This window comes from Chryseobacterium lineare, assembly GCF_977014045.1.
Genome location: NZ_CDRNIQ010000001.1, coordinates 3500778 through 3513507, shown reverse-complemented (window position 1 = coordinate 3513507; position 12730 = coordinate 3500778). Strand labels below are relative to the sequence as shown.

General features: G+C 36.0%; 10 protein-coding genes. 3 read left to right on the top strand and 7 right to left on the bottom strand.

What is annotated here, in order from left to right:
• The 7 genes from ACWNCI_RS15750 to ACWNCI_RS15720 form a co-directional block, all read right to left on the bottom strand.
• Positions 1 to 1131: a glycosyltransferase gene (locus ACWNCI_RS15750; protein ID WP_449389026.1), complete on the bottom strand. Its 1131-nt coding sequence runs from the start codon at positions 1129 to 1131 to the stop codon at positions 1 to 3.
• A 109-nt stretch (positions 1132 to 1240) separates the two neighbouring features.
• Positions 1241 to 1729 carry a hypothetical protein gene (locus tag ACWNCI_RS15745; protein WP_346983459.1) on the bottom strand — a complete coding sequence of 163 codons (489 nt, stop codon included), beginning with the start codon at positions 1727 to 1729 and terminating at the stop codon, positions 1241 to 1243.
• Between the two features lie 25 nt (positions 1730 to 1754).
• Entirely contained in the window at positions 1755 to 2894 is a 1140-nt protein-coding gene (locus tag ACWNCI_RS15740) for a hypothetical protein (protein WP_449389025.1), read from the bottom strand.
• A 19-nt stretch (positions 2895 to 2913) separates the two neighbouring features.
• Complete coding sequence (locus ACWNCI_RS15735) at positions 2914 to 3699, bottom strand: (Fe-S)-binding protein (protein ID WP_449389024.1); 786 nt, start codon at positions 3697 to 3699, stop codon at positions 2914 to 2916.
• A gap of 53 nt (positions 3700 to 3752) precedes the next feature.
• Positions 3753 to 5090 (bottom strand): 4Fe-4S dicluster domain-containing protein, encoded by a 1338-nt coding sequence (locus ACWNCI_RS15730; RefSeq protein ID WP_449389023.1) that lies wholly within the window; start codon positions 5088 to 5090, stop codon positions 3753 to 3755.
• Positions 5091 to 5100: 10 nt separating this feature from the next.
• Positions 5101 to 6051: an MlaD family protein gene (locus ACWNCI_RS15725; protein WP_346983463.1), complete on the bottom strand. Its 951-nt coding sequence runs from the start codon at positions 6049 to 6051 to the stop codon at positions 5101 to 5103.
• Positions 6052 to 6179: 128 nt separating this feature from the next.
• A complete protein-coding gene (locus ACWNCI_RS15720) occupies positions 6180 to 8327 on the bottom strand; it encodes a peptidylprolyl isomerase (RefSeq protein WP_449389022.1) in 2148 nt (715 codons plus the stop codon).
• 260 nt (positions 8328 to 8587) lie between these two features.
• Between ACWNCI_RS15720 and lon the strand changes: the two genes are divergently transcribed.
• From lon to ACWNCI_RS15705, 3 genes are all read left to right on the top strand, one after another.
• Positions 8588 to 10993: an endopeptidase La gene (lon, locus tag ACWNCI_RS15715; protein ID WP_449389021.1), complete on the top strand. Its 2406-nt coding sequence runs from the start codon at positions 8588 to 8590 to the stop codon at positions 10991 to 10993.
• A gap of 174 nt (positions 10994 to 11167) precedes the next feature.
• Positions 11168 to 12280 carry an AI-2E family transporter gene (locus ACWNCI_RS15710; protein WP_346983464.1) on the top strand — a complete coding sequence of 371 codons (1113 nt, stop codon included), beginning with the start codon at positions 11168 to 11170 and terminating at the stop codon, positions 12278 to 12280.
• Positions 12281 to 12347: 67 nt separating this feature from the next.
• Positions 12348 to 12725: a DoxX family protein gene (locus ACWNCI_RS15705; RefSeq protein WP_449389020.1), complete on the top strand. Its 378-nt coding sequence runs from the start codon at positions 12348 to 12350 to the stop codon at positions 12723 to 12725.
• Positions 12726 to 12730: the final 5 nt, after the last annotated feature.

The window sequence follows — 12730 nt, the reverse complement described above, 5'->3', positions numbered from 1 at the left end:
TTATTCTAATGATTTTCGTACGAAGTTTAGAAAAGAATTTCTGATCACATTCCAGTTGTACTTGGTTTCATATTCTTTTCTTGCGTTGTGTGCATGCTCAGAATACAATTGTGGATTTTCAATGTATCTCAAAATCATATCTGAAATGCTGTACGAGTCTTGAGGATCAACAAGAAATCCAAATTGTGAAACATCGACATGTTGTCGAGTTGCTTTTAAATCAGTATAAATTACCGGTTTTCCGGAAGCTGCATAATAAAATATTTTGATCGGAAGACAGTGATGATTTTCATAATTTAATATCCTGAGATCAAAACAGATATCGACATCTGCATAAGATTCAGTAAAAGTTTCAAAAGATGTCGGTTTTTCTATTCTGACATTTTCAAACTGATACTTTCTGAGTAGCCCAGAGAAATATTTTTCATCTTTTTCTTTTCGGGAGCCACCAATCAAAAGAATTGATATCTTAAGCTCAGGACTTTTTTTTCTTAAACAGTCTATTGCTGCAAAAAAATTACCAATCCCTTTTTCTTCGGAAAACTGACCGGTATAGCAAAGTGTTATTTCACCGGGCTTTAATGTTTTGATATTTTGATGAATATAAATATCATCGGGATAATAAGGTAAAATGACAGACTTTTTAAACGGAAAAAAATAAGCCAGCGGAAATTTTTTGGTATTTTCCCCAATAATATAATGTGTACTTATAAAACCTGCATACAACTGAATAAGAAAGAATTTTACCGCATGGATAATATTGAGAGGAAAAGAAAATTGCTCAACCATTCTCATCGAAGGATACCATTCTGTAATATCGTAGATAATGCTTACTTTCTTCCTTCTTTTGATTTTCTTTGCTGAAATAACAGCTAAGGGTTCCGAACAGATGACAACATCCGGCATATAGCCCTCGCATATATCCTCAAGAATTTTTCTTTTTTCTGCAATGCTTTTTTCAAGCACGGCGTAAGATTCTATTTCTATTCCGTCAACTGCTCCCTGAAATTCTGACGAAAGACTGCTTATTTTGATTTGATATCCTTCTTCCTTTAACGCTTTTGCCTGATGATAAAAAATCCTGTCATCATCATGTCGGTGTGCGGTCGTTAAAAAAAGAATTTTAGGCATTTTGATCCGATATTAAACTGAATTTTATTTCAGAATTTTTAACAAATATAACTAAAGCAAAAAAAGTGGAAAACTCCACTTTTTATTTTATTGATTCTGTGCTGAACTTTTATTTAATCCCAGCAGCCCAGCTTCTTTCGAAAGGCAATAGAAAGTTTCCTAAAAACTCCAGGTATGTATTTTTTGAAAAATCAAAAACCTGAATATCTCTGGAAATTTCTCCGCTTTTTATTTTTGATTTAAAATCAATAAGTTTCAGGGTTTTTACTTCTCCATTTTCAATAAAACTGGCTTTCATTCTGTCGAAAAGGCCGAGCTGATATTCTTCATCTATTTCCCTCATTACTTTCCCCAAGGCATCAATACTACAACCTGAAGCCATTTCTTTCTCTTCATCTACACAGATGATGATAAATTGATTTTTTTCAATTTTAAAGGATGATGAAAGTGGCTTTCCGTGTGCAGCCCAAGTCGCCAGAAAATCAAAAAGTTTTTCGGTAATTACTTTTGCCTCCTTTGTTTCAAAAGGTCTTGATGCAGGATATATAACAACTCTGTAATCGTTTGTCTCTACTATATTTGATTCTTCGATCTTCATTTCTGATACATTTTAAAGTTCAAAATTACGTAATTTTCCTGAGTTTGAAACCATTATACTTTTTGCTCAGTGCATACAAAGCTATCATTAAGAGCATCAGGATATAAGGAAAGAAAAATCTGAGACTGGAAGAATGTGGAAAAAAGAAAAATTTAATATAAATATTTACAAATATCAAAACCGAGCAAATTCTTGTCCATAAGTCTTTTGAACAATAAAAAGTAAGACAGAGAAGCCCTACCGATACAACAGTTACCCTTTTAAAATAAATGATTTTTATGTAGATGATATGAAGATATTCATTCAAACCGAAATTTGGTGCCGGAGCAGAAATAAATGAACGCCGGTGAATAAAAGTATCATAAAAAAGATGCTTCCAACCAGGATAATGGAAAAGTTTTATGATGATAAAATAAACAACAACAAGAATAATTCCCTGTAGTATCAGAATAAAATCCAGCTTTTTGTTTTGGAAATATCTGTAAATCCCTGCTGCCGCAAGATAGGTTAATGTGAAAGGAATATAATCGGGTCTTGTGAAAGTAATGGCAAAAAGAACTGAAAACATGACCCACGAATTCCACTTTTTTAATAATCCTATAATGAACAGCAAAAGAATCTGAACAATGAACATATCGGGCGTCGCGACTCTTGACATATACGTCATTGGTGGTAAAAGCAGTGCTCCTACACTCAATATTACAGCAAGAATATAGTTTTCGGGAAAAATGATTTTTAATATAAAAAAGATCATGATCCCGGAAATAAAATAGGAAAAGACACTTAATAATGTCACAGAATCCGGTGAGGAAAAGCCGACCTCATACAGAAGTAAAATCGCCAGATTATAGCCAACTTTGATCTGGAAATAAGGCAATTGTTCGATAAAAGCTTGCGTATTATTTGCAAAAGCCTGTCGGGCTTTGTCGGCAGGCTTTAGTATTCCTAAAATATCTCTGAACTCGTATTCAGGAGCTTTTTTCTTTATTTCCGTATAGGTAAGCCTGCGAATTTTATCCGGAGAATCGGGAAATTTTAAGGTATATAAACACCCGATATAACCTGGCATATCCCAATCGTAGACTCTGTTTTTATAGTTCCAAAAGCTAAGCGCAGCAACAATGATTACAATAAAGAAAAAGGAAATCTTCCATTTTGACTTCATGGAATTCTTGAAATTTAGATTATAAATCTTCAGCTTCTGCCAAAAGTTCCACAATATCTTTTACTTCAACTTCATGGTTTTTATTGAAATGCTTTACGCCATCCGTCATCATTGTATTACAGAACGGGCAACCGGTAGCAATTACTTTAGGCTCGAAAGACAAAGCTTCTTCCGTTCTTTCGATATTGATATCTTTATTTCCTTTTTCAGGTTCTTTAAACATCTGAGCGCCCCCGGCACCGCAACAAAGTCCGTTGGATTTGCAGCGCTTCATTTCGACAAGTTCTGCATCAAGTTTTTCCAGTAAAACTCTTGGTGCTTCGTATTCATTATTTGCTCTTCCCAAATAACACGGATCATGGAAGGTAATTTTCTTACCGCTGAAAGCACCTCCTTCAATTTTCAGTCTGCCTTCTTCCATTAAATTTCTCAGAAACTGCGTATGATGAATCACCTCGTAATTTCCACCAAGTCCGGGGTATTCATTTTTGAGTGTATTGAAACAATGCGGACAGGCGGTAACAATTTTTTTCACCTCATATGCATTAAGAACTTCAATATTCGTTAAAGCCATCATCTGGAAAACAAATTCATTTCCCGCCCGTTTCGCAGGATCTCCCGTACAACTTTCTTCCTGCCCTAAAACAGCGAATTCAACGCCTATTTTATTTAATATTTTGCAAAATGCTTTCGTAATTTTTTTGGCACGGTCATCAAAACTTCCCGCACAACCAACCCAAAACAGAACTTCGGGTGATTTTCCTTCGGCAGCACATTCTGCCATTGTTTTTATGTTGAAATCCATTTTAATTCAGTTTACCAATGATTGTTATATCGTTACATTTTTACATTGTTATATTAATTATCTTTTGCCCAGTTCAGACGGTCAGCCTGATTGTACTGCCATGGGGCAGCATTGTTTTCTACATTGGTCATCATCAGATTCAGTTCCTGTGGTGCAGCAGACTGTTCCATTACCAGGAATCTTCTCATTTCGAAAATAATAGAAAGCGGATCAAGCAATACCGGACAAGCTTCTGTACATGCATTACATGTAGTACAGGCCCATAATTCTTCTTTTGTGATATAATCATTCAGAAGTTTTTTCCCGTCATCTTCAAATTTTCCGTTTTTATCGATGTTTCGACCAACTTCTTCCAGACGGTCTCTGGTTTTCATCAGAATCAATCTCGGAGATAATTTTTTACCTGTAATATTGGCCGGACAAACGGCTGTACAGCGTCCGCATTCAGTACATGAATAAGCATTTAACAGCTGTACCTGATTCAAATCAAAAATATCTTCCGCTCCAAATTTTGAAGGAGCTTCTTCACCTTCAGCCGGAACAGCGTATGGATCTGCATTCGGATCCATCATTAATTTGATTTCTTTGGTAACAGAATCCAGATTATTGAATTTCCCTTTCTTTTCAAGATTTGCATACCACGTACTTGGAAACGCTAAAATAATATGCAAATGCTTAGAATAATAAAGGTAATTCATGAAGAACAAAATTCCTACAAAGTGAAACCACCAGGCCGCTCTTTCTATTCCGAATAAAAATCCGTTGTCAAAGCTGAAAACTTCAAATAACGGAACTAAAGTCATCTGACTTACAGGAAAAGATCCAAGCTGTGCAAAATGGTCATAACCTCTTGTCTGTAGAATAAAGTCTGACGAATTCATGGTAAAGAAGGCCATCATTAAGGCGAATTCAATGATAAGAATCCAGTTTGCATCTTCTTTCGGCCAACCGAAAAGCTCTTTCATGTTGAGTCTTTTAACACCGTAAAAATTTCTGCGGATGAAAAAAGCGACTACTCCTATAACCACTAAAAGTGCAAGTACTTCAAGTGTTGCCGTGAAATAGCTGTAAAGAGTATTTCCAAATATGGTTGCCAGGAATCTGTGAGTCCCGAAAATTCCGTCAACAACAATTTCAATAAGTTCTATATTAATGATGATAAAACCAACATATACGAAAAGGTGTAAAATTCCTGCTACAGGACGTTTTGTCATTTTACTTTGGCCCATTGCTACTCTGGCCATGGTTTCCCAACGTTCGCCTTTTCTGTCGTTGCGCTTTATTTCACGTCCTAATCTGATGTTTCTGTATATCTTTTGCAGACTTTTTGCAAACAGCCCAAAACCTGCAACTAATAAAATCAGAAAAATAATATGAGCGATATATTGCATGGATTATTTATTAGTCTTTACTATTTTTCCCAAATACTGAGAAATTTACATATCTCTTAGGATTTGCTTTTACATCCTCGATTAAAGAATTCAGATTTGTGGATGCAGAATTCAGGTTATTGTACAACTGCTCATCTTTCATAAGCTTACCTAAACTACCTTCTCCATTATTAATTCCGGCAACAACATTGTTAAGCTTACCAACAGTTTCATCAAGATTGGCAATGGTCTCATTAAGCTTCTTGGTATCGATACTTTCCGCTAAATTTCCATATTTATCTAAAGTAACTTTTCCACTTTGCATCGTAAGACTTGCATCATCCAAAACCTTCTGAAGCTTAGGATCATTGTGTCCTACAAGACTGTTCACACTACCTGCAGTAGTCTGTAAAGCAGCCACCGTTTTATTAAGATTAGCCAATAATAATCTGATTTCTTCTCTGTTCTGTGCATTAACCACCTGATTGGCATTAGACATCAAAGAATCCACTCTATAAAGAACAGTTTGCAGCTGATCTTTTACAGGACCTACCTGAGAAGAAAGACTTCCTAATGTTCCCAATTTGAAGGCACCCTTTAATGTATCACCATCCTTGGCAGTAACACCACCATACATAAGGTTGATTCTCATTTCTTTTCCGGACATTAATCCCGGTTCAAAAATTTCAAGGGTAGAATTCTTAGAAAATTCAAAATTATTATCAACCGTAATTTTTACAAGAAAATCAATTTTCCCGTCTTTGGAGGTATGCGGAATAATCTTGTCAACCTGCCCGACTTTCAATCCGTTGATTGAAACAGGTGCAGATTGAGCCAGCCCCTCCACGTTATCATATTTTGCATAAAATATATTATCGGTAGTAAAAAGGCTTCTGCCTTTCATAAATTGAAATAACACCACAAAGCCAGCTATGGCTAGAAGTGCGATCACACCAGCTTTTAATTCTTTACTGAACTTCACTTGCTAATTTTTTTCTAATGAGCAAATATACTACATTTAAATTAATGTTTTTCTCTATTGCTCTGCGTTAAACACAAAAAAAACGGCAAAAACTTTGCCGCTTTTTTATCTTTTTGAAAAATAATTTTTTATTGTTGCTGAGAACCCAATTTGTTCCAGATCTCAATTCTGTAATCATCGATATCAGCATTATCCTGCAAGCTCTTTAACCAAGCCTGTCCGAACATACCTGCATTTCTCTGGGTAACAGACTCTGTGAACTGTTTAAGATCTCCAGGTTGTTTATTTGTTGTTTCATTCTTTTTAATCAAAACATAAACCCCGGTTCCACCTTCAACAGGATTAGAGATTTTACCTTTCGCTACACCAAATGCAGCTCCGGCTACTTTAGGTTCCATGGAGCCTGCTACTGAAGGATTCAATAAATTAACTTGTGCAGATTGCTTGGTTGTCCCGAATTGTTTTGCGATCTGATCAAGGTTTCCTGCCTTACCAATTTTCTCAGAAATCTGTTTTGCCGCCAATTTGTTTTTTACGACAATTTCAATCTGATCTCTTACAGATTCAGGATCTGCGATACCTTTTGCCTGTTTACCGTTTAAGTAAACCACAATTTTATCACCGGTTCCATCAACGGTAAAGAATTCAGTATCTCCTTTTTCTCTCTTTTTATCAAAAGCCCAAGCCAGAATTTCACCATCTTTCTCTGTTCCTAGACCTTGAAGCTGACCGTCAAATCTTTTTGCCTGTTTTGGATTGGAGAATTGATAATTTCCTTTTTTAGCAATATTCACGAAATCGTTGAAAGATTTCCCCTGAATCTGTTGAATAAATCTTCTTGCTTTTTTATCTGTATCTGCTTCTGTAGCATCTGAAGGCTTAACTGCTTTTACAAGGTTAGCAACTTTATAGCTCATTGCTCCTGGTTTTTTATCCTCAATATTAATGATATGGTATCCGAACTGAGTTTCTACCACACCTGTTGCACCTTTAGGATTGTTCGCTAAATACGTTAAGAATTCAGGAACGAAAGGCGTTTCAGGAGTCGTCCATCCTAAACTTCCACCCTGAGCGGCCGAATTTGGATCGTTTGAAAGCTTAAGGAATTCTGTAAATTTACCAGGATTGGCTTTTACAATAGCTCCGATAGAATCTGCAAGTTTTTTAGCCTGTTCTTTAGATCTTGTAACACCTTCTCCTGCCGGGCTTCCTTTAAAAGCAATTAGGATATGTCTTGATAATGTAGAATCTGAAGTCTTTTTATCTAAAAGTTTAGAAACTACATAGAAGTTCTGTTCTTTGTAAGGCCCAAAAGTTTGTCCGATAGCAGCAGAAGGAATCTGCGCCTGAATAGTCTGCGGCAATTGATTAGGCTTCATATACTGAGGATTGTAAGGCATATCAGAATTTGCCATTACAAACATAGAATCGTTTTTAGTATTCTGGAAATTCTCGGTACCTCCACTCGCATCAGTACCTCCGGAAAACAGTTTATTGATTTCTTTCTGTGCCGCCGCATCATCCGCAGCGCTTGGCTGAGAAGGAAAAAAGACAATTCCAAGATTTCTGCTTTCTTCAGCTTTAAACATTACAGGATGCTGCTTGATATAGTTTGCCAGATCTTCAGTGGTAACTTTAATGTTGTTTTTCTGAAGATAAGTCGCATAATCAATTTTTACGAAGTCGATATCAGCCAGCTGATCTCTTTGCTTCATCAATTCTTCAGCTTCTTTCTTTCCTGTTGTGATCCCTGTAGAAATATTGGCAAACACCTGTCTCGCCATCAATCGGTATTCGATTGATTTTCTGGTCTTCAACCACTGGTTGTATCCTTCCGGCGATGTAGCCTTCATGTCTTCGATCTGTTTTTTAAGCTCCTGGGTCTTAAAATTACCTTTTTCATCGAAAAATTGCTTCTGCTGAGCAAACATCTGATCATACTGAAGTTGATTCCAGAAATAATCTTCTGTCATTTCAAAGCCAAGCTTTTCGAATTGTTGTTTGATCAATTTAGATTGTACCAACAACTGCCAGGCCTGTTCTTCAAGACCAGCTTTCGGCTGCCCCTGTTGTTCCGCCTGCTGCTGTAGCACGAAAAGTTGATCATTAAACTCTTCCCGGGTAATTTTCTCACCATTTACTTTTCCTAAAACATCAGGATTTTTACCAAAAACCTTATCGATACTATCCGGGTTTACAAGGAACGCCAAAAGCGCCAATGCAATTACTCCCATCAAAAGCCAAGGCTTACTCCTAATTTGTCCTAAAATTGCCATTATATAAATTATAGTTTTTTATCAGTGTGCGAAAATACACATTTTTAAGAAATTACGGAAATCCTAGTTCTTTATTTTAATTTTTAAAATTTAATTTTTGTAAAAAAGGAAATTTTGACCGTATTTTTTAGTAAAAAACAAATGGCATAGCTCTTGTGTCATAAAAACTCACATCGTATGCAATATGCTTTTTAACATATATTGCAGCATTTTACGTTAACGAATTAAAACGGCAATGACAATTTGTCATTCGATTTACTATGACAGAATTTGAAGATATAAGTTTAGAAGAAATGATAAGCGAAGGATTTGATATTGTAGCCGAAGAGATCAATCTTTCTGATCTTTCAGAAACAGAGAAGAATTCCGGACAAAAAATATTTCCTATACTTCCGGTAAGAAATATGGTGATGTTTCCCAATGTTGTCATTCCTATTACCGCAGGAAGAAAGGCATCCATACAGCTTCTTGAGGAAGCTCAGAAAAACGGCGATTTTATAGGGATTATAAGCCAGAAAAATTCGGATCTGGAGCAACCCTCCGAAAAAGATATTTACCAGATAGGAACTTTAGCGAAGATCATTAAAATCATTAAGCTCCCGGAAGGTAATATTACGGCAATTACAAAAGGTTTTCACCGATTTAAGGTAAAAAAAATTGTTTCAACGCAGCCTTATTTTAAAGCTGAAATTTCAAAATTAAAAGATTCAAAACCGAAGAACAAGGAAGAATATGACGCCTTACTTGAAAATGTAAAAGATCTTGCTTTAAAAATTATTGAGCTGGATCCGAACATTCCGAACGCTGCCAATTTTGCTATTAAAAACATCAACAATAATGATGATCTGTTGAATTTCATCTGTACCAATTCAAACTTTCCGTCGCTCGAAAAGCAGAAACTTCTTGAGGAAAAAAACCTGATGGAAAGAGCAAACAAGTGCTACGAAATGATGCATGAAGATTTCAGAAAGCTGGAATTGAGAAATCAAATTCATCAGAAAACTTCAAAAGATCTGGATAAGCAGCAGAGAGAATATTTTCTAAACCAGCAAATAAGAACCATTCAGGAAGAACTTGGCGGTGGTCCTGAAAGCGACGTTGAAGAGCTTGTTGTAAAAGCAAGAAAAAAATCATGGAGCGAAGAAGTGGAAGAGCACTTTCAGAAAGAGATCAGCAGACTTCAACGTCAGAATCCCAATTCTCCGGATTATAATGTTCAGAGAAACTATCTGGATTTCTTCACCGATCTTCCGTGGGATACTTTTACAAAAGATACTTTTGACATCGAAAGAGCTCAGAAAATTTTAGATAAAGCCCATTTCGGACTGGAAGATATCAAGAAGAGAATTCTGGAACATATGGCTGTTTTAAAGCTTAAAAACAATATGAAATCTCCGATTCTTCTTTTGGTAGGGCCTCCGGGAGTCGGTAAAACCTCTCTTGGAAAATCTGTTGCCGATGCTTTGGGAAGAAAATATGTACGCGTTTCTTTGGGCGGGCTTCATGATGAAAGTGAAATCCGTGGCCATAGAAAAACCTATATTGGAGCAATGGCGGGAAGAATTCTGCAATCTATTAAAAAATCCGGGACCTCTAATCCTGTGATTGTGCTTGATGAGATTGATAAAGTAGGAAAAGGCATGCATGGCGATCCCAGCTCAGCGCTTTTAGAAGTACTTGACCCTGAACAAAATAAATCTTTTTACGACAACTTCCTGGAAATGGGATACGATTTGTCGAAGGTAATGTTTATTGCAACGGCAAATTCACTTTCTACCATTCAGACACCTTTGCTGGACAGAATGGAAATTATTCAGATTGCAGGATATACGCTGGAAGAAAAAATTGAAATCGCAAAAAGACATTTAATAAAAAAACAGCAGGAAGAAAACGGACTGGATTCTAAATCGTTTAAGCTTGGAAATAATGAGCTTAAGCACATTATTGAAGCACACACCTCGGAAAGCGGTGTTAGGACCTTAGAAAAAAGACTCGCGGCTATTGCACGCTGGGTTGCCCTTCAAACTGCTTTGGTAAAAGAATATGACTCAAAAATCTCTATTGAAAAAATCGATGAAATTCTGGGAGTGCCAAGGCCTAAAAGCCTGTCGGAACTTACAGATGTTCCCGGAGTAGTCACAGGTCTTGCCTGGACAAGTGTAGGTGGAGATATTTTGTTCATAGAAAGTATTATCAGCAACGGAAAAGGCGCACTAACCATGACAGGAAATCTGGGAACAGTAATGAAAGAATCAGCAACCATAGCACTGGAATATATTAAGGCAAAGCATGATGTACTGGGAATTTCGCAGGATGATATCGAAAAGAAAAACATCCACGTTCACGTTCCTGAAGGAGCAACTCCCAAAGACGGTCCGTCTGCAGGTATTGCCATGCTGACATCAATGGTTTCTTCGTTTAAAAATAAAAAAGTAAAACCTCATCTTGCGATGACCGGCGAAATCACACTGAGAGGAAAAGTACTTCCTGTGGGCGGAATCAAAGAAAAACTTCTTGCTGCAACAAGAGCAGGAATAAAAGAAGTCATTCTTTGTGAAGCTAACAGAAAGGATGTAGAGGAAATCAAAAAAGATTATCTGAAAAATCTGAAAGTTCATTATGTAAACTGGATGAATGAAGTTCTGGAACTAGCGCTGGAAAAATAACATATTCACTTTCTCAATAAAAAAAACACATCTCACACTAGGATGTGTTTTTTTATTGTGTAAACTCAAACGAAAGCATGATGTGGCATGGAATTTTCTGATCTCAAAATAATTCACAATAAAACTCTTCTAATCGGGAGGGTTTTGTTATTTTTATACAACAGTTTTGAAATTATGAATTTTCTTCGACTTCCTTTTCTTGTAAAGCTTACGCTGGTTGTAATTTCCATCATTGGTATCGGATATCTTCTGGCTCTTGGACAAAGCATTTTGGCACCTTTTTTCCTGGCATTTCTTATGGCTATGATATTCTTACCACTTGCCAATTTTCTGGAACAGAAATTAAAATTCCCCAGATCATTTTCTACTATTTTCTCGGTAATGATTTTGCTGATTGTTATTACAGGACTCATTTTTTTCTTTGGTTCCCAGATTTCCAGCTTTAGCAGAGACATTCCCCAGCTTACCGAACAGGCAACCAATGTTTTTCATGATCTGCAAAGATGGGTTTCTAAAACATTCAATGTAAAAATTGATGAGCAGTTTACCTATTTGGATGAGGGATTAAAGAAACTCTTATCCTCTACCGGAATTATCTTAGGATTTACTTTCGGGATTTTCTCCAGTGGGTTAGGTTTTTTGGCATTTTTCATCCTATTTTTTATATTTATTTTAAATTATAGAAGAATTTTAAATAATTTCATCGTCAATGTTTTTACCGAAAAGCACAAAAGCAGTGTTCAGGAAGTAGTTTCAGAAGTCAGAATAATGACAAAAAGATACATCATAGGCCTGTGTCTTCAGATTATTATTGTTTCTGTACTTACAACTATACTTCTTACCATTCTGGGAGTAAAATATGCCATATTGTTGGGCGTTCTCACCGGTTTATTAAATGTAATTCCTTACATAGGTGTTTTTATTTCGCTTCTTATTTCATGTTTCATTGCCTTTGCAACCACTACTCCATCCACATGTATTTATGTAGCAATAGGATATGTGATTGTGCATGCTATCGACGGAAATATTATACTTCCTTTTGTAGTAGGATCGAAAGTGAAAATCAACGCTTTGTTTTCCTTTATCGGAATTCTGGTTGGGGAACATCTTTGGGGGATAGCAGGTATGTTTCTGTGTATTCCGGCTATTGCTATTATTAAAATTATTTTTGAAAGAGTTGAAGGATTAAAACCTTGGGGAAAATTACTTGGCGAAGAAGAAAAAATCAATAAAAAGAAAAAAACCTACAAAATTTCTAAAAATATTACTTTGAAGGAAATGGATTGATTAATTTTTATTCCCTTTTGAATCAGCGGATTATATTTTTATTTAACTTTAATAAAAAATAATTTTTATGAAAGCTGTTAAATTTATTCTGTCTCTCCTTTTTGGCTTAATGTTTATTAATGCCGGATTAAACAAGTTTTTTAATTACATGCCAATGGAAAAGCCTACTCCCGAGCAAATGAAAATCTTCAGTGCCTTCGGCGAGATTGGCTGGCTGATGCCTCTTGTAGGAATTGTTGAAATAATTGGAGGCATACTTTTTATCTTTCCAAAAACAAGAGCATTGGGAGCCATTGTTATTTTGCCTGTCATGGTAGGAATTGTAGCACACGTATTCACACTGGATAAATCAGAAATGGGAATGGCAATTGCCGGAGTAATGTTCCTGATTAATCTCTGGATGATTATCGACAACAGAGAAAAATACAGACATCTGGTGAGCTGATAAAA